At 66.5% G+C, this 22848-nt stretch carries 16 protein-coding genes; 9 read left to right on the top strand and 7 right to left on the bottom strand.

The window, feature by feature from the left end:
* Position 1: 1 nt before the first annotated feature.
* Positions 2-628, top strand: a complete 627-nt coding sequence (locus K8P63_RS12235; RefSeq protein ID WP_223796307.1) for an outer membrane protein — start codon at positions 2-4, stop codon at positions 626-628.
* Between the two features lie 57 nt (positions 629-685).
* Here K8P63_RS12235 and K8P63_RS12230 read toward each other — a convergent pair whose 3' ends face one another.
* Positions 686-1507: a DeoR/GlpR family DNA-binding transcription regulator gene (locus K8P63_RS12230; RefSeq protein WP_223796306.1), complete on the bottom strand. Its 822-nt coding sequence runs from the start codon at positions 1505-1507 to the stop codon at positions 686-688.
* A 4-nt stretch (positions 1508-1511) separates the two neighbouring features.
* The gene (locus K8P63_RS12225; RefSeq protein WP_223796305.1) at positions 1512-3047 is read right to left on the bottom strand and encodes a glycerol-3-phosphate dehydrogenase; all 1536 of its coding nucleotides are present in this window, start codon (positions 3045-3047) and stop codon (positions 1512-1514) included.
* 165 nt (positions 3048-3212) lie between these two features.
* Here K8P63_RS12225 and K8P63_RS12220 point away from each other — a divergent pair, with 165 nt between their 5' ends.
* The 4 genes from K8P63_RS12220 (at position 3213) to K8P63_RS12205 (ending at position 7450) form a co-directional block, all read left to right on the top strand.
* Positions 3213-4019: an MIP/aquaporin family protein gene (locus K8P63_RS12220; protein ID WP_223796304.1), complete on the top strand. Its 807-nt coding sequence runs from the start codon at positions 3213-3215 to the stop codon at positions 4017-4019.
* 22 nt (positions 4020-4041) lie between these two features.
* Positions 4042-5535, top strand: a complete 1494-nt coding sequence (gene glpK / locus K8P63_RS12215; RefSeq protein ID WP_223796303.1) for a glycerol kinase GlpK — start codon at positions 4042-4044, stop codon at positions 5533-5535.
* Between the two features lie 189 nt (positions 5536-5724).
* A complete protein-coding gene (locus K8P63_RS12210) occupies positions 5725-6522 on the top strand; it encodes an SDR family NAD(P)-dependent oxidoreductase (RefSeq protein ID WP_223796302.1) in 798 nt (265 codons plus the stop codon).
* 34 nt (positions 6523-6556) lie between these two features.
* Positions 6557-7450: an SDR family oxidoreductase gene (locus tag K8P63_RS12205; RefSeq protein ID WP_223796301.1), complete on the top strand. Its 894-nt coding sequence runs from the start codon at positions 6557-6559 to the stop codon at positions 7448-7450.
* 44 nt (positions 7451-7494) lie between these two features.
* Here K8P63_RS12205 and K8P63_RS12200 read toward each other — a convergent pair whose 3' ends face one another.
* A complete protein-coding gene (locus tag K8P63_RS12200) occupies positions 7495-9321 on the bottom strand; it encodes a glycoside hydrolase family 15 protein (RefSeq protein ID WP_317629308.1) in 1827 nt (608 codons plus the stop codon).
* Positions 9322-9505: 184 nt separating this feature from the next.
* On the opposite strand from K8P63_RS12200, the gene K8P63_RS12195 reads away from it, so the two are divergent.
* Positions 9506-11665 (top strand): alpha-galactosidase, encoded by a 2160-nt coding sequence (locus K8P63_RS12195; protein WP_223796300.1) that lies wholly within the window; start codon positions 9506-9508, stop codon positions 11663-11665.
* Positions 11666-11772: 107 nt separating this feature from the next.
* On the opposite strand, the gene K8P63_RS12190 is transcribed toward K8P63_RS12195, so the two are convergent.
* Positions 11773-14298, bottom strand: coding sequence for a TonB-dependent receptor domain-containing protein (locus K8P63_RS12190; protein ID WP_223796299.1), 2526 nt, complete (start codon positions 14296-14298; stop codon positions 11773-11775).
* Positions 14299-14471: 173 nt separating this feature from the next.
* The gene (locus tag K8P63_RS12185; protein ID WP_223796298.1) at positions 14472-15989 is read right to left on the bottom strand and encodes a tryptophan halogenase family protein; all 1518 of its coding nucleotides are present in this window, start codon (positions 15987-15989) and stop codon (positions 14472-14474) included.
* Between the two features lie 161 nt (positions 15990-16150).
* On the opposite strand from K8P63_RS12185, the gene K8P63_RS12180 reads away from it, so the two are divergent.
* Complete coding sequence (locus tag K8P63_RS12180) at positions 16151-17488, top strand: MFS transporter (RefSeq protein WP_223796297.1); 1338 nt, start codon at positions 16151-16153, stop codon at positions 17486-17488.
* A gap of 21 nt (positions 17489-17509) precedes the next feature.
* On the top strand, positions 17510-18670 hold the full coding sequence (locus tag K8P63_RS12175; protein WP_223796296.1) for a glycoside hydrolase family 68 protein: 1161 nt from the start codon (positions 17510-17512) through the stop codon (positions 18668-18670).
* A 12-nt stretch (positions 18671-18682) separates the two neighbouring features.
* Here the strand turns inward: K8P63_RS12175 and K8P63_RS12170 are convergent, their stop codons facing one another.
* Complete coding sequence (locus tag K8P63_RS12170) at positions 18683-19720, bottom strand: LacI family DNA-binding transcriptional regulator (protein WP_223796295.1); 1038 nt, start codon at positions 19718-19720, stop codon at positions 18683-18685.
* A gap of 135 nt (positions 19721-19855) precedes the next feature.
* On the opposite strand from K8P63_RS12170, the gene K8P63_RS12165 reads away from it, so the two are divergent.
* Positions 19856-21637 carry an alpha-glucosidase gene (locus tag K8P63_RS12165; RefSeq protein ID WP_223796294.1) on the top strand — a complete coding sequence of 594 codons (1782 nt, stop codon included), beginning with the start codon at positions 19856-19858 and terminating at the stop codon, positions 21635-21637.
* Positions 21638-21645: 8 nt separating this feature from the next.
* Here the strand turns inward: K8P63_RS12165 and K8P63_RS12160 are convergent, their stop codons facing one another.
* Positions 21646-22839, bottom strand: a complete 1194-nt coding sequence (locus K8P63_RS12160; protein ID WP_223796293.1) for an MFS transporter — start codon at positions 22837-22839, stop codon at positions 21646-21648.
* Between the last annotated feature and the right edge of the window lie 9 nt (positions 22840-22848).

Below are 22848 nucleotides of genomic sequence, written 5' to 3'. Positions count from 1 at the left end.
CATGCGTACGTCCACTTTGCTCGGCCTGCTCGCCGCCGTCGCCGCCGCGCCTGCGGCCCAAGCCTTCGACTTCGGCATGCCGAGTACGTTCCGCGGCTTTCGTGTGGAGGGCAATGTCGGTGGCGATCGGTTCCAGTCGCAGGCGATCCACACGGACAAGTTCGGTTATGGCGGCACCGCCGGCTTCGACGGCGTGTTCGCCGATCGCATCGTCGTTGGCGCGGAGGCGAGCTACTGGACCGCCAACAAGGGCAGTGAGAATAACTCGGCCGGTCTCAACGGCGGTCTCGTCCACGATAAATCGTTCGAGGAGTTTGGCGGCGCGATCCGCGCGGGCTACCTGATCACGCCCAAGCTGCTGATCTTCGGCAAGGGCGGCTACGTCAACAGCGAGCAGCGCAAGAGCTTCAACCCGACGACCAACCTGTTCTACGTCAACGGCAACATCGTCGGTCCGGAGCGTGGATATTACAACCACATCCACACCGATGGTTTCCAAGGTGGCGGCGGTGTCGAATACAGCCTGACCGACATGTTCTACGTGAACGCCCAATATGTCTATTCGGGCTATGCCGATCATACGGCGCGTCAGCGGATCATGGCGGGCGCGGGCGTAAGGTTCAAATAAGCGCTGGCGGTCGCACCACTCTTCCGGGATCCACAGCACGGCGTCTGCGATCGGCTCTTAGGCCTTCGTCTTGATCACCCGCACGTCGCTTCTTTCGCAAAGTGCAAGCAATGCGGCGTCGGCCCGATCGTCCGTCACGAGGAAATCCATGTCGGTGACGTTGCCGATCCGGACGGGCGCGGGGCGGCCGATCTTCGACGAGTCCGCGACCAGGATGACTTCGCGGGCGTTGCGGATGATGGTCTGCGACACCTTCACCTCGTCCACGTCGAAATCGAGCAACGTCCCGTCGCGGTCGATCGCGGAGGCGCCGATCAGGGCGAAATCGACCTTGAAGTGGTTGATGAACTCCATGGCGAGCGCGCCGACGACGGCGCGATCATGCGCGCGGATCCGGCCGCCGACGACGATCATCTCGATCCCCTTATGCCCGGCCAGCATGTCGACGACGTTGAGGTTGTTGGAGATCACCATCAGGTCGCGATGATCGCCCAGATGCGCCGCGACCGCCTCGGTCGTCGTGCCGATGTTGATGAACAGCGACGCGCCGTTGGGGATGAGCCTCGCCGCCGCGGCGCCGATCGCCGCCTTCTCGCGCGTGGCGACAGTCCGTCGCGTATCGTAGGCGATATTGTCGACGCCCGACGTGATCATCGCGCCGCCATGCACGCGCGACAACATGCTCTGGCGCGCGAGGATGTTCAGATCCTTGCGGATCGTCTGCGGCGTGACGGCGAGGCTTTCGGCAAGCTGCTCGACCGTGACGCTGCCTGCGTGGCGCGCAAGATCGAGGATCCGGCGATGGCGCGCGGCGACGATCTCGGCCGATCCCGCCGGGCTCGGCGTGTCGGAAGACGAGCCCGTCAGCGTCCGCGCCATTCGATCATCCGATCGCGCGGTCGGTGGCGGCCGCCCGCGGACGGTCGCGCTGCGACAGATATGCGGCGAGGTAGGCATCGATTGCCGCGTCCGCACCCGCCGGCACATGCAGACCAAGCTTGCTGCGGCGATAAAGAACATCCTGCGCGCTGGTCGCCCATTCCTGATCGACCAGATAATCCAGTTCCGCGGCGTAGAGGCCCGCCCCGAAATGCTGCCCGAGATCGGCGATGGTCTTCGCCTCGCCCAGCAGTGCATCGATCCGCGTGCCGTAGGCGCGCGCAAGGCGGCGGATCAGCAGGCGAGGGAGCTTCGGGCGCTGCTGAGCAGCACGATCCACATAGGCGTCGAAATCGGCGCCCGGAATGTCTCCGCCGGGCAGCGGCTTGCTCGCCGTCCAGCCGCCGCTCGCCTGCGGGAAGAAGGGCGCAAGCTTCTCCAACGCATGCTCGGCAAGCTTGCGATAGGTCGTGATCTTGCCCCCGAAGATGCTCAGCATCGGCGCCCGACCATCCTCCGCATCCAGGTCGAGCACGTAATCGCGTGTCACCGCCGAGGCATTGGCGGCGTGATCGTCATAGAGGGGGCGGATGCCCGAATAGGTCCAGACGATGTCCTTGGCCTCGACGCGCTTCTCGAAATAGCGCTCGACCGTCTGGAGCAGATAGGAAGTCTCGGCATCGTCGATCGTGGCACGGCCGGGCGCGCCCTCCCATGCCTCGTCGGTCGTGCCGACCAACGTGAACTCGCCCTCATAGGGGATCGCGAACACGACGCGCTTGTCGGGGTTCTGGAGCAGGAAGGCGTGGCTGCCCTCGAACAAGCGCGGCACGACGATATGGCTGCCCTTGATAAGGCGGACGCCGCGATCCTCGCGCGCATCGGGCACCTTCGAAAGCACGTCCGCCACCCACGGCCCAGCGGCGTTGACGAGCACGCGGGCCTTGACCGTGCGGCGGCCGGCGGCATCCTCGATCGTCGCGGACCAGCCGCCGTCTTCGCGCACCGCATCGACCAGACACGTATGCGTGAGGATGTCGGCGCCGCGATCCGCGGCATCGCGCGCATTGAGGACGACGAGGCGGCTGTCCTCGACCCAGCAGTCCGAATAGACGAAGGCGCGCGGCTTGCCGGGCTTGAGGCCCTTGCCGAGGGGGTCGCGATCGAGGCTGACGGTGCGCGTCGCCGGCAGCTTCTTGCGACCGCCGAGATGGTCGTAGAGGAACAGGCCCAGCCGGACCATCCATGCGGGGCGCGGTGAATTGGTCTGCGGCAACACGAACTGCAGCGGCCAGATGATGTGCGGCGCCATGTTGAGTAGGCGCTCGCGTTCGATCAGCGCCTCGCGCACGAGGCGGATCTCGCCATATTCCAGATAGCGCAGGCCGCCGTGGATCAGCTTGGTGCTGGCGGACGAGGTGTGGCTCGCCAGATCATCCTTCTCGACGAGCAGCACCGACAGGCCGCGCCCGACCGCGTCGCGTGCAATGCCCGCCCCGTTGATCCCGCCGCCGACGATCAGCAGATCGACCCTGTTCATATCTTCCATGGCAAGCCTTCGAGCGAAACCGGCAGGCGATGCTGCGCGTTCGTTTCATATACATACGAAAGCTATTATGCGCAATGAACGCTCCAAACGAAGCTTGTTGACGTTCAAACGAAACGGGTGAAAGGAAGCGGGGATAAGGATGAGAGGATCGGCGCAATGACTCCGGCGAGGCGATTTTTCGGCGAACTGATTTCCGAATGCGTCGCGGTGGCGATCGTCATCACGCTGGGGGATTCGGCCGCCGCGATGTACGCGCTGTACGATCCGAGCCCCTATGCGACGGCCTATTGGGGCGTGTGCATCGCCTGGGGCCTGGCGGTCACGCTTTCGATCTACGTGACGGGCGCGGTGTCCGGCACGCACGGCAATCCGGCGGTGACACTGGCGCTGGTGCTGTTCCGGAAGTTTCCGAAGGCCAAGGCGCTGCCTTATGTCGCCGCGCAGATTGCAGGTGCGTTCATCGGCGCCGCGCTCGTCTATCAAATGTTCTCGCCGACGATCGACGCCTTCAATGCGCTGCACGATGTCGGGCGCGATGCGGGCGGCGCGGCCGGCGTGTTCTTCACGCATCCGAACACCGGCATCACGCCGATTCACGCCTTCTGGGACGAGGTGATCCTCACCGGCATCCTGATGCTGGGCATCTTCGCGATCACCGACGAATATAACACGTCGGCGCCGATGGCCAATTCCAGCGCGCTGATGATCGGGTTGCTGGTGGCGTGCATCGGCGCCTCGGCGGGCTATCTGGAAGCGTGGCCGCTCAATCCGGCGCGCGATTTCGGCCCGCGCCTGTTCTGTTGGCTGATGGGCTGGGGCGATCAGGCGTTGCCGGCGCCGCAAAATTACTGGTGGGTGCCGATCTGCGGACCACTCGCCGGCGGGGTGGCGGGCGCGAGCCTCTACAGCTTCCTGATCAAACCCTATCTGCCCCCGCGCGATGCGTCGCCGTCGGCGCGCTGAACAGACTTAGAGGAGAGGCCCCTTGGCACAGCCCACGCACATCCTGGCGATCGATCAGGGCACCACGTCGACCCGAAGCATCGTCTTCGACCAGCACGCGACGCCGGTCGCCACCGCGCAGCGCGAGTTCCAGCAGCATTATCCCGAGCTGGGCTGGGTCGAGCATGATCCCGAGGATATCTGGCGCGATACGCTCGCCACCGCGCGCGAGGCCGTCGCCGAGAGCCGCTTGTCCGCCAAGGATATCGCCGCGATCGGCATCACCAACCAGCGCGAGACGGTGGTGGTGTGGGAGCGCGCGACCGGCAAGCCGATCTACAACGCGATCGTCTGGCAGGATCGCCGCACGGCGGACATCTGCCAGAAGCTGAAGGCCGACGGGGCGGAGCCGATGGTGCGCGCCAAGACCGGCCTGCTGCTCGATCCCTATTTTTCCGGCACCAAGCTCGCCTGGATTCTCGATCAGGTGTCCGGCGCGCGCGCGCAAGCCGAGAAGGGCGAACTGGCGTTCGGTACGATCGACAGCTTCCTCCTGTGGCGCCTGACCGGCGGCAAGGTGCACGCGACCGACGTCACCAATGCCGGGCGCACCTTGCTCTACGATATTCGTCGCCAGAGCTGGGACGACGAATTGTGCCGCCTGCTGCGCGTGCCGGAGGCGATCCTCCCCGAGGTGCACGACAACAGCCATCTGTTCGGCACGACCGAGCCCGGCCTGTTCGACGCCGAAATTCCGATCGCCGGCATGGCGGGCGACCAGCAGGCGGCGTTGTTCGGCCAGGCCTGCTTCGCCAAGGGCATGGTGAAGTCGACCTACGGCACCGGCTGCTTCGTGCTGCTCAACACCGGCGAGACGCCGATCGAATCCGAGAACCGATTGCTCACGACGCCCGCATATCGCCTCGACGGCAAGATGACCTACGCGCTCGAAGGCTCGATCTTCGTTGCCGGCGCGGCGATCAAGTGGCTGCGCGACGGGATCGGCGTGATCACCAGCGCGCGCCAGACCAACGACATGGCGACGCAGGTTCCGAACAGCCACGGCGTCTACATGGTCCCCGCCTTCGTTGGGCTGGGCGCGCCGCACTGGGATCCCGATGCGCGCGGGGCCATTTTCGGGCTGACGCTCGGCGCGACGGCGGCACATCTCGCGCGTGCCGCGCTGGAGGCGGTGGGCTACCAGACGCTCGATCTGGCGGAGGCGATGATCGCCGACGGCGGCAGCGCGCCCGCCACGTTGCGCATCGACGGCGGCATGGCGGCGAACGACTGGCTCTGCCAGTTCCTCGCGGACATGCTCGAGACCACCGTCGAGCGCCCGAAGCATCTCGAGACGACCGCGCTGGGTGCGGCATTCCATGCGGGCTTGGCCACGGGTGTCTGGCCCGACCTGGACGCGCTCTCGCGGACATGGACGCAAGGGGCGTCGTTCGAGCCGAAAATGGCGAAAGCGGATCGGCAGGTGCTGATCGACGGCTGGCGCTCGGCACTGAAGAAGACGCTTTCCGCGGGCTGAGGCGCCGCGCCGGGCCCTCATGATCCGGCGGTGTCGGGCGCGGCCGGCGCCAGGGCCGCCAGCCGATCCGTTCCGCGCGTCGTTTCCTCGGTTCCGTCTAAGTCTTTGGGTGTGAGGCCGTTCCGCAGGGAACTTCGCGCGGCCTGAGCCCTTCCTGCTGCTATCCCCAAGCACAGGACAATCGCGGCGATGAAGCTCGATATCGAAGGCCGGATCGCGCTTGTGACCGGCGCAGATAGCGGGATCGGCAAGGAAACGGCACGATGCCTTCTCGCAGAGGGCGTGCGCGTCGCGATCAGCGATCAGCCGGGCGGCACGCTTCAGCAAAGCCTCGCGGACCTGCGGTCTTTCGGTGAGGTCGTGGCGTTCGAGGCAGACGTCACGAAGCTCGACAGCGTGCGCGCGCTCTACGGCCAGGTTCGCGCGGCCCTCGGCGAGCCGGATATCCTCGTCAACGCGGCGGGCGTCACCGGCGCCACCGGCGATTTCGTCGAGGTAGACGACGATGGCTGGCTTGAGACGCTGAACATCAACCTGATGGGTGCCGTGCGGATGGCGCGCGAAGCGATCCCCGCGATGCGCGCGAAAAAATGGGGGCGGATCGTCCTGATCGCGTCCGAAGACGGCGTGCAACCCTATATCGACGAGCTCGCTTATTGCGCATCGAAGGCCGGGATCATCAATCTCGCGAAGGGTCTGTCGAAGGCCTACGGCTGCGACAACGTGCTGGTGAACACCGTCTCGCCGGCCTTCATCGCAACGCCGATGACCGACGCGATGATGGAAAAGCGCGCCGCCGAAAAGGGCGTCAGCTTCGACGCGGCGGTGCAAAGCTTCCTCGAGGAAGAGCGCCCCGGAATGACGCTGAAGCGCCGTGGCAGGCCGCAGGAAGTGGCCGCCATGATCGCCTTCCTCTGCTCGGAGCGTGCGAGCTTCGTCAACGGCAGCAACATGCGCGTCGATTCCGGCTCGGTCACGACGATCTGAGCCGGCCACCACCCTCGCTTTCAAGGAGAGCCAAATGACCGACCGCCTGACGATGCAGGATCCCCGCGCGCAATATCCGCAACCGCCTTTCCCCCGCCAGCCGCAGCCGGTGCCGGGCCTCGCCGCCGACATGGATCCCAAGCCCGATCATGGCGAGACGAGCTATAAGGGCTCGGGCAAGCTGACCGGGCGCAAGGCGCTGGTGACCGGCGGCGATTCCGGGATCGGGCGCGCCGCCGCCATCGCGTTCGCGCGCGAGGGCGCGGATGTCGCCATCGCCTATCTTCCCAGCGAGGGGAGCGACGCCAGGGAGGTCATCGCACTCATTGAGGCGGAGGGGCGCACGGCCGTCGCGCTGGAAGGCGACGTGACCGACGAGGCTTGGTGCCGGGAGCTCGTCGCCAAGGCGGTGTCGGGGCTCGGCGGCCTCGACGTGCTCGTCATCAACGCCGGCCACCAGCAGAGCCGGCCGTCGATCGACGCGGTCACCTCGGCCGACTTCGACGCGACGATGAAGACCAATCTCTACGCCATGCACTGGATCGTGCAGGCGGCGGTCCCGCATCTGCCGGCGGGCGCGTCGGTGGTCACCACCGCATCGATCCAGGCGTATGAGCCGTCGGAGACCCTGCTGGACTATGCCACCACCAAGGCCGGCATCGTCGCCTACACCAAGGCGCTCGCCAAGCAGCTGTTGAAGAATGGCATTCGCGCCAACGTCGTCGCACCCGGCCCGTTCTGGACGGCGCTGCAGTCGAGTGGCGGCCAGACGCCCGATAAGGTCGTCAAGTTCGGCGAGGAAAGCGCCTATGGCCGCCCGGGCCAGCCGGTCGAGATCGCGCCGGTCTACGTGCTGCTCGCTTCGCAGGAGGGCAGCTTCATCAACGGCGAGGTCTATGGCGTGACCGGCGGCGCCGGCATCGCCTGAAGCGTCGCGGGGCCGGACGCGCTGTCCGGCCCCGCTTGCTCGCGCTAGGCCTGGTCGCGCAGCGCCAGCGCGGCGTCGATGATCGCGAGATGGGTTAGGCCCTGCGGGATGTTGCCCAGCCAGCATCCGCTTTCGGGGTCGATCATTTCGGGATAAGGCCCTTCCGAACCAAGCACCGCGACGAGCGCCTCGAACGCGTCGCGCGCTTCGTTGCCCCGGCCGAGCAGCGCCTTGGCTTCGGCAATCCAGAAGCTGCAGGCGAGGAAGCAGCCTTCCTCCTCCGACATCCCCGTGTAGCGATAATGGAAGGGCCCCGCGCCAAGCTCCCGATCGAGCGCGTCGATCGTGCGTTCCAGCCGCCCGCAATCCTCGAACCCGAAGCGGACGGCCAGCGCGAGCGAGGCGTCGAGCGTGTCGCTGCCTGCCCAGCCGGTATAAGCCTGCTTCTCCTCCGACCAGCAATGTTCGCCGATCCAGGCGGCGATGCGATCGCGCTCCCGCGACCAGCGTTCGCGGCAGGTCGTCGGCAGATGGCCGTCGTCGGCCAGTTGCACCGCGCGGTTCATCGCCTGCCAGCAGCTGATCTTCGACATCGTGTAATGCCGCTGCTCGGGCAATTCCCACATGCCCGAATCGCGCCGGCGCCAGCCATCGGCGCATTCGTCGGCCAGCTTGGACAGCGTTTCCGCGGTGCGGGCGTCGAGGATATTGTTCTGCTCGACGAACCGATAGGCCATCTCGAAGATGTCGCCGTAGACGCCCTGCTGGAATTGTTCGCCGGCGGCATTGCCGATGCGGACCGGGCGCGATCCGCGATAACCGGGTAGATCGACGTCGGTCACTGCGGGAATAAGATGGCCGTCGAGCGTGTAGACGACCTTGGCGCCATGATCGGTGATGCGGCGGATGAGCCAGGTCAGCGCCGCCTTGGCCTCCGCATCCGCGCCGATGCCGAGGAAGGCCCTGATCGTGTAGCTCGCGTCGCGTACCCAGGCGTAGCGATAGTCGTAATTCTTGTCGCCGCCGATCCGCTCGGGCAGCGACGAGGTGGCGGCGGCGGCGATCGCGCCGGTCGGCGAATAAAGCAGGATCTTCAGCCCGAGGGCGCTGCGCAGGACCAGATCGCGATAAGGCCCGTCATAGCCGATCCGCGCCGACCATTCGCCCCATTCCTTGTGCGAGATGTCGATCCGCCGGTCGATCTCGTCGATCGTCGGAACGACCAGTGGCTCGCTTTCGCCGGCGATGATCGCGATCAGCGCGCGGTCGCCGGGGCTGACCGAGATATGCGCGCGGAACACCAGATCGTCCTCGCGATCGACCACGAACCCATCGCTGCGGCGGATCAGGCCAAGGACGTCGCCCGCGTGGAAGACCGGCCCCGCGCGGCTTGAGATGAGATACGGGCAACATGTGTCGGCGCGCGTGCCGAAGCGGATCTCCACGTCGAGGCGGACATGACCGTCCAGCCCCTCGATCCGGCGGGCCAGCTCGCACCACGGCAGGCGGCCTGCCGATCCGCTGTTGATGCATTCGACAAGCTTCGCCCGGCCCGTTTCGGTGACGAAGATCGTCTCGTGGACGTTGCTGCCCTCCAGATATCGCCGTTCGACCGAATAGGGGCCGGATGGGACGATCGCGAACCGACCCCCTTCTTCCGGGCTGAGCAGGCGATCGAACAGCGGCGGCGAATCCAGATTGGGGACGCACCACCAGTCGATCGAGCCGTCATCGCCCGATAGCGCGACCGACCGGCCATCGCCGAGAGCGGAATATGCCGACAGCGGAAGGAAGCCCTGGCTGCGGAACGTTGTTTCGAGGGTCAGAAGCTTGCCATTTCGCGATTGAGTTCGGTTCGTGATCTGAACCAAGCGCGACGCGACTTGTGCCCGCGCGCGCTGCTTATTCCGACGCGGCCGAATGCCGTTCGGCACCGCGACCTGCCTGCTCGTCGCCGCTCCAACGCCACCTAATGCTTGTCAATTTACGATGCCGCTCTAGATCTGCTCTCTGCAATCGATTGAGAACGGTCCGATGATCACGCTGGCGCTTGTGATGGCTTCCACACTGGCTGCGCCCGACCCCGCCGCGGGGGCGGTCAAAGCCGATCAGCCGCTGCGGCTCGACGGCGGCAACGTCACCTATGCGCTGGGCGTGGATGAGCATGGTTTTCTGGAACCGCTCTATTGGGGTCCGAAGCTGCCGGCCGGCGCACCGCTCATCGCCAAGGCGCCGGGCGAATTGTCGGGGTTCGATCCCGCCGGCTCGGTCACGCCGCAGGAATATCCGGGGCAGGGCGGGGGCCTCGTCACCGAGCCCGGCGTGAAGGCGGTGTTTGCCGACGGCAATCGCGATCTCGTCCTCACCTACCGCGCCCACCGCGCGACGGCCGGCGGGTTCGACGTGGATCTGGCGGATATATCGCGGCCGGTCACGGTGACGCTGCATTATCGGATGGATGCCGCGACGGGCATTCTCGGCCGCTCAGCCACGATCCGCAACGGGGGGCGTATCCCGGTGCGGCTGGATCAGGTCGCGTCGGCGGTGTTCACCCTGCCGGTGGGCGGCGACTATCGGCTGCACATGCTCACCGGCCGCCATGCCGCGGAATGGACGCAAGCCACGCAGCCGGTCACGCCCGCGCTGACCGTGCTCGAAAGCCGCCGCGGGTCGACCGGGCATGGCGCCAATCCGTGGTTCGCGATCGATCGCGCCGCGACGACCGAGGAGAACGGCCCGGTCTGGTTCGGCGCGCTCGCCTGGTCGGGATCGTGGCGGATCAGCGTGGGGCAGGACAATCTCGGCCACGTGAAGATTGCCGGCGGCTTCAATCCCTACGATTTCTCGTGGACGCTGAAGCCGGGGGAGACGCTCGACACGCCCGTCTTCTACGCCGGCTATACCGACGGCGGGGACGGCGAGGCGGCGCGTCTGTTCCACCGCTTCACCCGCACTGTTATTCTACCCGGCGGCGACGCGGCCAAGCTCCGCCCGGTGCTTTACAACAGCTGGGAGGCGACCGAATTCAATGTCGACGAGCCCGGCCAGATCGCGCTGGCGGAGCGCGCGGCGAAGATCGGCATCGAGCGGTTCGTGGTCGACGACGGCTGGTTCGGCGCGCGCGACAATGATAGCGCGGGCTTGGGTGACTGGGTGGTCAACCGCCGCAAATTCCCGAGCGGGCTGAAGCCGCTGATCGATCGCGTCCATGGGCTCGGCATGAGCTTCGGTTTGTGGGTCGAGCCCGAAATGGTCAATCGCGACAGCGATCTCTACCGCAGGCATCCCGATTGGGTGCTCAACTTCCCCGGCCGGCCACGCACCGAGGGGCGCAACCAGCTGGTGCTCAATCTCGCGCGCGAGGACGTGCGCGATCATCTGCTGACGGTGCTGGACACATTGCTGCGCGAGAACGACATCCAGTTCCTGAAATGGGACTATAATCGCAACTGGACCGAGCCCGGCTGGCCCGAGATGAAGCCGGCCGATCAGCAGCGCGTCTATGTCGATTACGTGCGCAATCTCTATTGGCTGCTCGCCGAATTGCGGCGACGCCATCCGGGGCTCGAGATCGAGAGCTGTTCGGGCGGTGGCGGCCGGGTCGATCTCGGCATCATGGCGCTCACCGACGAGGTCTGGCCATCCGACAATACCGATCCCTACGATCGGCTGGCCATCCAGGATGGCTATACGCGCGCTTATCCGGTCGCGGCGATGATGGCGTGGGTGACGGACAGCCCGAACTGGGCGAACGGACGCACCACGTCGCTCGACTATCGCTTTCTCTCGTCGATGCAGGGCAGTCTCGGCGTCGGCGCCAATCTGACGAAATGGTCGGATACGGACGCCGCCACGGCCACAAAATGGATCGCCGCCTACAAGGATATCCGCGCGACCGTGCAGCGCGGCGACCTCTATCGCCTCCTGCCGCCCGAGAACGGGGAGACGGCTGCGACCTTCTATGTCGCGCCCGACAAGCGGCAGGCGGTGCTGTTCCAGATGCTGCACAGCTCGCACTGGAGCGACAATCCGCCGCAGATCCGGCCGCGCGGGCTTGATCCGGCGCGCAGCTATAAGGTACGCCTGCTGGGTGGTGCGCCGCTGCCGGCGGCCGTGCCGGCGCAGGCGAGCGGCGACTATTGGATGGCGCACGGGCTGCGGGCCCCGCTGAAGGGCGATTATCAGGGCGCGGCGTTCGTCTTCGACGCCGTCTGATCCCGGCCCCGCACGTTCTCAAACAGGTGACGGGCCGCTCCCCGAAGGGAACGACCCGTCTTTGCTCCGGCGGCAGGCCGGGGCAGGCGCCTGCCGCCAGAACCGGATCAGAAGCGGAAGCGGATCGAGGCCTCCGTCGTGCGGCCGTAGATGCCGGTGTTGGTGTAGTAAGAGGTGCCACCGCTCTGCACGACGTTGCCGCCGTAACGGAAGCCGAGCGTATTGAAGAGGTTGTTGACGTTGATCCCGAGCTCGAGATTCTTGACCGGGCGGATCTTCAGGAAGGCGTTGACGAAGGTCGTTCCGTTCAGCTCGTACGTGCCGAAATCGTCGATCGGCGCGCCGGTCTGGCCGTCGATCGTGAAGCCCACCGCCGCGATGCCGCGATCATAGGACGGCTGGATGAAATATTGCAGGCGCGGAATGCCGCCCGGCCGGTTGCCGATAATGGCAGCCGTGGCGCTGTCCTTGATCTTGGCATCGGTATAGGTGAGGTTCGCGGTCAGGTGGAAGTTGCCCATCGCGATGTTGCCGGTGAATTCGACACCGAACGAGCGATATTTGTTCGAGATATTGGGATTGTTGTTCGGCGGCGAGTTGGCCAGCCGGGTGAAGTCGTAATTGTTCTCAGTCAGCGTCGAGTGGAAGAAGGTGGTCTCGGTGGTGTAACGGCCGGTCATCCCGAACAGGCTGAGCGTGCCGCGCTGCTTCAGGCCCGCTTCCTGCTGGTTGAGGAAATTGACCGCGGTCGAATTGCCCTGCGCGTTGAGCGAGCCGTCGCTGTTGAAGTTGCCGCCCAGCACGCGCCGATCGGCATTGAAGCGGCCGCCGCGGCTGGCGCGGACGAACACGCTGGTGTCGCTGCCGAACGCATAGAGCGCACCCGCGGACCAGCTGGAGTAGCTCTTGAGGTAGTTGATATTCTCCTTGGCCGACGCGGCGATCAGCGACGGGATCACGGCGGTGCCGAGCGCGTCGGACACGGTGTAATTGGCGCCGGCGACGCCGCCCTGCGCGAAACCCTTGCCCGCCACGCGATCGAAGCGGACGCTGCCGTCGAGATTGAGGCCGCCGACCGAATAGCCCGCCGACAGGAACGGCGCGTCGTCGGTATAGGTCAGGTCGACATTGCGCGCGCAGCAGGTGCCCCAATTGTCGCCATAGCCTGCCTGGCCCGCCGCGGTGAGCTGCGTGCCGGTGGTCGAGAACAGGTCGAGTTCGGCCCCGTTCTTGGTGGCGATTTCGCTATACTGGCGGTTGACGAACCACGTCTGGTCGATCTTCTGGCTCATGTGGAACCAGCCGGCCGACAGGTTGACGGTGCCCGAGCCAAGCTCGTGCTTGCCGTTGATCTGCAGGTTGTTCGCGAGATTGCCCATGTCGTGCATGAGCGTGTTGATGTTCGGATTGTTGTTCACGAACTGGCCGGTGAACGTCTTGCCCTGGTTCGGTCCGTTGGCATAGCGGATCGCGCCGACCGTCTGGCCATTCACGGTCGATCCGATCAGCGACGATGTCGGCAGCACGTTGAGGAACTGGGTGGTGAAGCTGCCGCTGATCCACGACTTGCGGAAATTGTCGTCGATCGTGATGCCGTCGGCGATCTCGTAATGGATCTGCGCCCCGACCGAGGTCACGCGCGGATGGATGCCCTCCACCTTCGCGGACTGGAGGTTGCCGTTCTGATCGACATATTGGAAGCGGCGATTATTTTCGGAATAGGTCGATCCCTCGCGCGGATCGATGCCGGGCGCGAGATCGAAGCCGGTGATCTTGTTGCCGTCGAGCTTCGCGATGGCGAGCGACGAGGTGTTCGTCGGCGCCTGCTCGTCCAGCCGCTTGAACAGCAGGCGGATATAGCCGCGATTGTCGGGCAGTTCCTTGGTGATGTTGGCCTTGACCTGATAGCCCTTCAGCGCGTCGTAGCTGATGTCGCTCGGCCCCGCGCCGCGCCGCCAATAGCCGCCGATATCGTAGCGCAACGTCGGATCGATGTGGCCGCCATAATTGAAGTTCAGCTGGTGCTGGCGAAAGTCGAGCCCCTCGGTGTAGCCGATCGAGCCGCCGTCATGATCGCCGGTGTTGCTGATATAGTTGATGACCGCACCCGGTGCCTGGCTGGCGAAGGTCGAGGCCGATCCGCCGCGCACCGCTTCGACGCGATCGACGGTATAGTCGAAGCGCAGCCAGTAATCGTTGTTGCCGAAGTTGATGTCGCCGAACAGCACGACCGGCAACCCATCTTCCTGCAGCGCGACATATTCGGATCCGCCGGTCGAGACGGGGATGCCGCGCACGCCGATATTGGCGTTGCCGCCGGGGCCGGCATTGGCGGCGGTCTGGATGCCGGGGATCGAGCGCAGGATCTCGGCCTGCGAACGCGGCGTGAAATTCTGGATCGCCTCGTTCGAGACCTGGCTGACCGAGACCGAGCTCTTGAAGCGCGTGCGGTCGCCGACAGCAGCAGTCACGACGATGTCGTCGCCCGTCTGTGCCTGGCTCAAGGCGCCGCTGACCGGCGGACTGGCAGGTTGGGCGCCGGCGGGCGCGTCCTGTGCGAAGGCGGGTGCCGCCAGAAGGGCCGTCGCCAATGCGGCAATGGAAACGGTGGGCTGGTGAGCCAAGCTCTTCATGCGATCCTCTCCGGTGATATCGTTGGCGCTCTGGTGGCGCGGCAGAGATGGTCATTAACGCTCATTCAATCGATTGCAATCGCTTTCCGCAAACGATTGTATCGACTTCGACCGAAGTCGTAGGATTGTTGCCGACGGGCATCACCGTCGGCCTCGCCTGCACTTCCGCCCGGTCAGGCGATCGTGCGCGCGATCGCATTGCCATGGCTGGGCATCGTCTCCGCCGCGCGCGCGATCGCGCCGGCCAGTTGATCGACGAACGCCCGACTCCGCGCGGGATCGGCGACGTGGTCGAGCAAAGGATCGCGCGCCTCGGGCAGGTTGAGCTGGCCGATATGGACTGCCGACCAGCTCGCCGCGCCGAACAGATCCATGTCGCGCGCGATCAGGCGGCCGAACCGCCGGAAGTGATCGATCTTGAGCTGGAGCGTGTCGGGCACGGCCATTGCCGCGCATTCCCGCCACAGCGGCGCATCGGCGCGCTGGGTCAGCTTATAATGCAGGATCAGGAAATCGCGGATCCGCTCGACTTCGGTGATGGCGATGCGATTATATTCGTCGGTTACCAGCGGATCGAAGCGGCGCGTCGGGAACAGTGCGAGCAGCTTGGAAATGCCCGCCTGGATGAGGTGGATGCTGGTCGATTCCAGCGGCTCCATGAAGCCGCTCGCCAGCCCGATCGCGACGACATTGCGGTTCCAGAACAGCCGCCGCCGCCCAGTGATGAAGCGCAGCGCGCGCGGCTCGCCCAGCGCCTCGCCGTCGAGATTGGCGAGCAGGGTCGCCGCCGCTTCGTCGTCCGACAAATGGCGGCTGCAATAGACATAGCCGTTGCCGGTGCGGTGCTGCAGCGGGATGCGCCATTGCCAGCCCGCGCTGCGCGCGGTCGACCGCGTAAAGGGGGTGAAGGGCGCAGTCCGTGCGCTGGGCACGGCCATGGCGCGGTCGCACGGCAGCCAGTGGCTCCAGTCCTCGTAGCCGGTCTGCAGCGCGCCTTCGATCAGCAGGCCGCGGAATCCGGAGCAGTCGACGAACAGGTCGGCCTCAAGCGGTCGCCCGTCGGCGAGCGTCACGCTCGCCACGTGGCCGCTGGTGCCCTCGAGCGCCACGTCCGCGACCTTGCCTTCGACGCGGACGACGCCGCGGGCCTCGGCGTAGCGGCGCAGGAAGGCGGCATAGAGGCCCGCGTCGAAGTGATAGGCGTAATCGAAGGTCGAGCCGATGCTGCGCGGATCGGGGAGGGGGCGGGCGAAGCGGTTCCGCTTCGCGGCACCCCACGCCATCGCCAGATCGTCCAGCGGCACCGTCGATCCCGCCGCTCGCGCCGCGAGCCAATGCTGGTGCACCGCGACCAGGTCGAACGGTTTTCCGAAGCTGCCGAAGGGATGGAAATAGCGCTGGCCGAGGCGCGCCCAATCGACGAACTCGATGCCCAGCTTGAAGCTCCCCTGCGTCGCGCGCAGGAAATCGGCCTCGGCGATACCGAGCGTCTCGTTGAACAGGCGGATCGGCGGGATGGTCGCCTCGCCGACGCCGACGGTGCCGATCTCCTCGGATTCGATCAGGGTGATGGTGCAGCCGCGCGGCAGCGCGTGCGCCAGTGCCGCGGCGGTCATCCAGCCGGCCGTACCGCCGCCGACGATCAGGATGCTGCGGATCGCGTCGTCGGCCACGGCCTTCTCCTTCGTCATGCCCGTTGTCCGCACGGGTTCGCGGGCGCTGTGTCACGGCGCATGCGGCTTGGTCAACGCTATCCGGATAAGAAATGCAATCGATTGTTGCATTCGGTGGGTCGATCCTCCATGATCGCTTCAGAGCCGACCAGAGCGGCGGAGAGGATCTCCCGAACCCCATGCGCCATCCGGACAGCAAGCCGCGCCTGAGCCTACCCCGCATCCTCGAGATGAACCTCGGCTTCCTCGGGCTGCAGTTCAGCTTCGGGCTGCAGCAGGGCAATATGGCGCCGATCTATTCCTACCTCGGCGCGAGCGAGGCGACTTTGCCGCTGCTGCTGCTGGCGGGGCCTGCGACCGGGCTGATCGTGCAGCCGCTGATCGGGGCGATGAGCGACCGCACCGACAGCCGCTTCGGCCGCCGCACGCCTTATTTCGTCGCCGGCGCGGTCCTGTGCATGCTTGGGCTGCTGTTCATGCCGTTCAGCGCCTCGATCGTGATGGCGGTGTCTTTGCTGTGGCTGCTCGATGCCGGCAACAACATCACGATGGAGCCTTATCGCGCTTATGTGTCGGACCGGCTGGACGAGAGCCAGCACGAGATCGGATTTCTCACGCAGAGCGCGTTCACCGGGCTGGCACAGATGCTGGCGTTCCTGACGCCTTCGTTGCTGGTGGCCGCGGGCATGAACGCCGACTGGGTCGATGCGCACAACATTCCCTATACGACGCGGATCGTCTTCCTGATCGGCGCGGTGCTGTCGATCTGCACGATCCTGTGGTCGATCCTGCGCGTGCCCGAACTGCCGCTCACGATCGCGCAGAAGGCCGCCATCGCCGGCAAGCAGAAAACCTTCGGGGCGACGATCGTGGAGATCGGTTCGGCGATCCGCGACATGCCGCCGGCGATGCGCAAGCTCGGCCTGATGAGCCTGTTCCAGTGGTACGGGATGTGGGCCTATTGGAGCTACGTGGTCTATGCGATCGGCCGCGCGGTCTACGGCACCACCAGCGCAACCGCGTCGGGCTTTCACCAGGCGGTGCTGACCAATGGCGAGATGGCGGCCTTCTATAACGGCATCGCCTTCGTCGCGGCGTTCGCGATGGTGCCGCTGGCCAAGCGCATCGGCGCGGGCGTCGTCCACGCGCTGTGCCTCGCCTGCGCGGGCATCGGTATGCTGTGGCTGCCGCATGTCAGCGACAAGGCACTGCTGTTCGTGCCGGCAATCGGTATCGGCGTCGGCTGGGCGAGCATCATGGGCAACCCCTACGTCATCCTCGCCGGAACGATCCCGCCCGAGCGGACCGGGGTCTATATGGGCATCTTCAACATGATGATCGTGCTGCCGATGATGCTGTTCGCGCTCACCATGCCGTTCCTCTACGATCGACTGCTGGGCGGCGATCCGCGCCGCGTGCTGATGCTGGCGGGCGTGCTCATGCTGCTCGCGGCGGCAAGCGTCCTTGCCGTGCGCGAGGGGCGCGTCGCCGGCCGTGCGCCGGCGCGACCCGCCTGACCCCCAAACCGGAGTATTTCCTTGGACGAACGTGCCTATTCCGCCGCCGAGGCCCCGCCGTCGGCGTGGACCGCGGAGCATGTCGCCGGCGCCGATGCCCAGACCGGCGCCGCCATCCCCGTCATCCGCGCCGCCGACGTGCAGCCGATGCTCGCGGATGGCGTCGTGTGGGATATGTGGCCGATCCAGTGGCCCGATGCGTCGACGGTCGTGATCGACGGGCGCAGCTTCTGGTTCTTCCTCGCCGCGCCACGCGCCGACGACCCCGATCTGCGGCACGATCGCGCGCGCATCCGGTTGTTCAGCTGGGGAGCGGACGGATGGCGCGATCATGGTGACACTTTCCAGGACGGCTTCACGCCGGGCAGCCGCGAATGGTCGGGCACGGCGGTGCTGGACGAAGACGGGCACAGCCTGACCCATTATTTCACGGCGGCCGGCCGGCATGGCCAGCCCCGCACGTTCGAGCAGCGCCTGTTCGAGACGCGGGGCCACTTCGAAGTGGAGGACGGCGTGCCGCGCCTGTCCGATTGGACGACCCCGATCGAGTCGGTCGCGGCGGACGGAATCGTCTATGCGCATGCCGATCAAGCGCAGGCAGAAGGCGGGCTCATCAAGGGGTTTCGCGATCCGGGTTACTTCCGTGATCCTGCGGACGGCACCGATTACCTGCTGTTCGCCGGCACCGCCGCGGCGTCGGAGCAGCGTTACGACGGCGTGGTCGGCATTGCGCGGCGGGAAGGGGCGCAGTGGGCCATGTTGCCGCCGCTCGTCACCGCCATCGGCCTGAATGCGGAGCTCGAGCGGCCGCACATCGTGACGACCGACGGACGCTATTACCTGTTCTGGTCGACCCAGCGCGCCCGCTTCGCGCCCGCCGGGCCATCGGGGCCGAACGGTCTGTACGGCATGGTCGCGGAACAGTTGTCCGGCCCGTGGCGTCCGCTGAACGGCACCGGCCTGGTGGCGGCGAACCCGCGCGAGGAGCCGCTGCAGGCCTATTGCTGGTGGGTGACGGGCGAGTTCGACGTCATCAGCTTCGTCGACCTGTGGGGACTGGACGGGCGCGATCCCACCGTCATGCCGGAACTGCGCGCCCGCCAGTTCGGCGGTACGGTGGCGCCGTGGTTCAGCCTGCACGTCGCGGGCGACCATGTCGTGCCGCGCTTCGGCCCACGCTGATCCGGTCGCCCGTCAGGCGGTATCGCGCTCCATCAACTGCGGTTCCATCTGCAGCGATGGCGTATCGTCGCCGGCGATGCGCGCGAACAGGGCCGAGACCATCGCCTCCGACCCGCGTGCGAGATCCTGCCGGATCGTGGTGAGGCGCGGCACGGTCTGGATCGCCAGCGGCAGATCGTCGAAGCCGATCACGCGGATGCGGCCCGGCACGTCGATCGCGCGATCCGCGAGCACGCGCAGGGTGCGCATCGCGATCACGTCGGATGCGGTCGCGATGCCGTCGATCTCCGCGCCCGCGCGATCGATCTGCGCCGCGATCTCATGCTCCATGTCGTCGGAGGCGATGTGGACGTGCAGCGGCAGCGGTCCCCTAGGCAGGCCCGCTTCGGCCATCGCGGCGGCGACACCCTCGAACCGAAGCCGGAATTCCGGCGCGCGCGTCTCGCCAAGAAAGGCGATGCGTCGCGCGCCGCCGGCGATCAGCCGCGCGCCGGCCAGTCGGCCGCCCTCGAAATTGTCGCTGCCGATCGCGCAATGAACCTGCCCGGCCTGGTGGATGCCCCACGCAACGAGCGGCCGGTAGGTGCGCGCGACCCGCTCGATCGCCCCGTGCTGGTCCGACTGGCCGATCAGCAGCACGCCGTCGAGCATGCCCGATTCCACGATCCGCTCCAGCCAGTCGTCCGCGTTCGGGATCACGCGCGACAGCATGATGTCGTAGCCATTCTCGGTCAGCGTATCGGCGAGGTGGCCGAGCAGCGACATGAAGAACGGGTCCGACAGGTGCTGGCGCTGCTCGTGGCCCAGCGGCACCACCACGCCGATCACACCGGTACGCTGCGTGCGCAGGCGCTGGGCCATCTGGTTGGGGCGATAATTGTGCTTCGCGGCGAGCGCCTGGATGCGCTGGCGTGTCTTGAGCGCCACCACCGGGCTGTCCGCCAGTGCACGCGAAACCGTGCCTGCATTCACACCGGCGAGCTTGGCGAGTTCCGCGATGTTGCGGACGCGCGCTTCGCCCTTCGGGGCGTCGGAACGGGGATCGGTCATCCCGCCGATCTTGCGCAAGGCGGCAGGTGCGCGCAACCCGCCTTGCGTGCATCTTGCAATCGATTGCCCGCGCGGTACGACATTGCCATCAAGCGCCGGGCCCGATCCCGCGCATTCATGAGCCGGGGAGGCATTATGCTCGCGTGGAAACGAAGGCTGTCGATCACCGCGGCGATGGCCTGCGCCGTGACTGCGCAGGGGCAGGGGGCGGCGCCCGCCAGACCCGCGTCGCAGGCGGCCGCGCCGTGGTGGTCGGGCGCCTTTCTCTATGAAATCTACCCGCGCAGCTTCGGCGACAGCAACGGCGACGGCGTCGGCGATCTGCCCGGCATCACCCAGCATCTCGACGACCTCAAATGGCTCGGAGTCGATGCGATCTGGCTGACGCCCAGCTATCCCTCGCCCCAGATCGATTTCGGCTACGACATCAGCGATTACGAGGCGATCGATCCGCAATATGGAATGATGGCCGATTTCGCGGCCTTGCAGTCGGCGGCGTCGAGCCGGGGTATCCGCGTCCTGATGGACATGGTGCTCAACCACACGTCCGACCAGCATGCCTGGTTCAAGGAATCGGCGACGTCGCGGACCAATCCGAAGGCCGACTGGTATGTCTGGAACGATGGGCTGGCCGCCACCGCGCCGGGTCTGTTATCGGTCCAGAAGGCCAATGTCCATGACGGCCGCGTGCCGCCCAACAATTGGACGTCGCTGTTCGGTGGATCGGCCTGGACGTGGGTGCCGGCACGCAGGCAATTCTATTACCACAAATTCTACGTCCAGCAGCCCGACCTGAACTGGCGCAACCCGGCGGTCGAGCGGGCGATGTTCGACGTGATGCGCTTCTGGCTCGATCGCGGCGTCGCCGGCTTCCGGCTCGACGCGATCCCGACGCTGTTCGAGGATCCGGGCCTGCGCAACGAGCCGGAGAGCGGCGGCATCGATCCGTTCGGCGCGCCCAATTTGCGCCACATCTACACCGAGAATCTGGACGAGGTGCACGGCGTCATCAAGCGCATGCGGGCGATGGTCGACGGCTATCCGGGCAACCGCGTGCTGGTCGGCGAGACCTATCTGCCCGACACGGCCGCGCTCGACAAATGGTATGGGGGCGCGGCGCAGGACGAGCTGCATTTGCCGATGGACATGCTTGTCGGCTTCGGGGCCGGCGCCGCCTACCGTGCCGACTATTTCCGGCCGCTGCTGCGTGCGGCGCAGACCGACCTGCACGGCGCGATGCCGCTGCTGGTGTTCGACAATCACGATCAGGTGCGCTCGATCGATCGCTTCGCCGACGGCGTGCACGATCGTGCGATCGCCAAGGGCATCGCCGCAATCCTGCTGCTGTCGCGCGCGACCGCGCTGACATATTATGGCGCACCGATCGGCATGCGGACGGCGACGCCGACCCGGCGCGAGGATGTACGCGATCCGATCGGCATCTCCGGCTGGCCGCGCGAGAAAGGCCGCGACGGCGAGCGCACGCCGATGCAGTGGACCGCCGGCGCGCAGGCGGGCTTCTCGACCAGCACGCAGACATGGCTGCCGGTGAGCCCCGATCACGTCACCATCAACGTGGCGACCGAGCGGGCCGATCCGGCCTCGCTGCTCAACTGGCACCATACGCTGATCGCGCTTCGCCGGAGCGAGCCGGCCCTGTCGCGTGGCACGATGCAGCTCGTCGGAACGGACCCCGACATCCTCGCATGGAAGCGCCGCGACCCGCAGACGGGCGCCACGGTCCTCGTCGCGATAAACATGAGCGGCACGTCACGGACGATCGATCCGGCAGACTATGATCCGGCGAAACGACCGGGACAGGCAGTGCATACGCTTGCACAAACCGGCGGCGCATCCGTCTCGGCGAAGGCGGTCGTGCTATCGCCCTACGACATATGGGTTGGTAAGGTTATGTGATCGAAGTTTCATATCGTGCCGTGCGCCGTCGCGACGCACGCGGACGGCGCAGCCGATGAGGGTGACCGGCGCGCTACGATAAGCACCGCCACGAGCCCGATCACCGAGCAGGCGGCGCCCGCAAGCGCTACCGCCGGATAGCCGAGGCCGGAGGCGATCACCCCGCCGCCCAGCGCCGCGCCGATGGCATTGCCGAGGTTGAACGCGCCGATGTTGACGGCCGATGCGAGGTTGGGCGCGTCGGCGGCCGCGGTCATCACGCGCACCTGGAGCGGCGGGACCAGCGCGAAGCTGGCGATGCCCCACAGGAACACCAATATGGCGACCGGCGCGGGATGGCCCATCAACAGGCCGAACAGGATCAGGATGGCCGAGAGCGAACCCAGCGTGACGATCAGCGTGCGATCGACCGAGCGATCGGCGAAACGCCCGCCGAGCCAATTGCCGATGGTCAGGCCGACGCCATAGAGGACGAGCATCGCGGTGATGAAGCCGAGCGAGGCGTGCGTCGCCTCGCGCAGGATCGGCGCGATATAGGTGAAGACGGTGAACATCGCGCTCGATCCGACGACGGTGAGCGCCAGCGCCCCCAGCACCTTGCCGCGCGCCAGCACGCGCAGCTCGGCCATCGCATCGCCGCCGGCGGGGGCGGGCAACGGGGGAAGCGTGGCGCGCAGCGCGGCCATGGTCAGCAGGCCAAGCCCGGATATCCCCCAGAAGGCGGCGCGCCAGCCGAGATGCTCGCCCGCCCATGTGGCGAGCGGGACGCCGACCACGTTCGCGATCGTCAGCCCCATGAACATCGCTGCCACCGCGCCGGCCTTGCGATCGGGCGGGACGAGGCTGGCGGCGACGATCGAACCGACGCCGAAGAAGGCGCCATGGTTGAAGGAGGTCAGCACGCGGGCGGCGAGCAGCAGGCCGTAGCCATGCGACACCGCCGCCAGCAGATTGCCGACGGTGAAGATCCCGGCCAGCAGGATCAGCAAGGTTCGGCGCGGCATCCGCCCCGTCGTCAGCGTCATCAGCGGCGCGCCGAGCATCACGCCCAGCGCATAGGCGCTGATGAGCAGGCCGGCGGTTGGGATCGACACCTGCAGATCGCGCGCGATCACCGGCAACAGCCCCATCGGCGCGAACTCGGTGACGCCGATGCCGAACGCGCCGATCGACAGGGCGATCAGGCCCGGATTGAGCTTCATGGCGATATC

The sequence above is a fragment of the Sphingomonas nostoxanthinifaciens genome (assembly GCF_019930585.1).
Lineage (GTDB): Bacteria > Pseudomonadota > Alphaproteobacteria > Sphingomonadales > Sphingomonadaceae > Sphingomonas_I > Sphingomonas_I nostoxanthinifaciens.
This window is presented reverse-complemented; position numbering and strand designations above follow the sequence as displayed.

Excerpts from the sequence above, each read along its gene's own strand:
- K8P63_RS12235 (WP_223796307.1), top strand. The coding sequence starts at position 2 with ATGCGTACGTCCACTTTGCTCGGCCTGCTCGCCGCCGTCGCCGCCGCG.
- K8P63_RS12230 (WP_223796306.1), bottom strand. The coding sequence starts at position 1,507 with ATGGCGCGGACGCTGACGGGCTCGTCTTCCGACACGCCGAGCCCGGCG.
- K8P63_RS12225 (WP_223796305.1), bottom strand. The coding sequence starts at position 3,047 with ATGAACAGGGTCGATCTGCTGATCGTCGGCGGCGGGATCAACGGGGCG.
- K8P63_RS12220 (WP_223796304.1), top strand. The coding sequence starts at position 3,213 with ATGACTCCGGCGAGGCGATTTTTCGGCGAACTGATTTCCGAATGCGTC.
- K8P63_RS12210 (WP_223796302.1), top strand. The coding sequence starts at position 5,725 with ATGAAGCTCGATATCGAAGGCCGGATCGCGCTTGTGACCGGCGCAGAT.
- K8P63_RS12205 (WP_223796301.1), top strand. The coding sequence starts at position 6,557 with ATGACCGACCGCCTGACGATGCAGGATCCCCGCGCGCAATATCCGCAA.
- K8P63_RS12195 (WP_223796300.1), top strand. The coding sequence starts at position 9,506 with ATGGCTTCCACACTGGCTGCGCCCGACCCCGCCGCGGGGGCGGTCAAA.
- K8P63_RS12190 (WP_223796299.1), bottom strand. The coding sequence starts at position 14,298 with ATGAAGAGCTTGGCTCACCAGCCCACCGTTTCCATTGCCGCATTGGCG.
- K8P63_RS12185 (WP_223796298.1), bottom strand. The coding sequence starts at position 15,989 with ATGACGAAGGAGAAGGCCGTGGCCGACGACGCGATCCGCAGCATCCTG.
- K8P63_RS12180 (WP_223796297.1), top strand. The coding sequence starts at position 16,151 with ATGCGCCATCCGGACAGCAAGCCGCGCCTGAGCCTACCCCGCATCCTC.
- K8P63_RS12170 (WP_223796295.1), bottom strand. The coding sequence starts at position 19,720 with ATGACCGATCCCCGTTCCGACGCCCCGAAGGGCGAAGCGCGCGTCCGC.
- K8P63_RS12165 (WP_223796294.1), top strand. The coding sequence starts at position 19,856 with ATGCTCGCGTGGAAACGAAGGCTGTCGATCACCGCGGCGATGGCCTGC.
- K8P63_RS12160 (WP_223796293.1), bottom strand. The coding sequence starts at position 22,839 with ATGAAGCTCAATCCGGGCCTGATCGCCCTGTCGATCGGCGCGTTCGGC.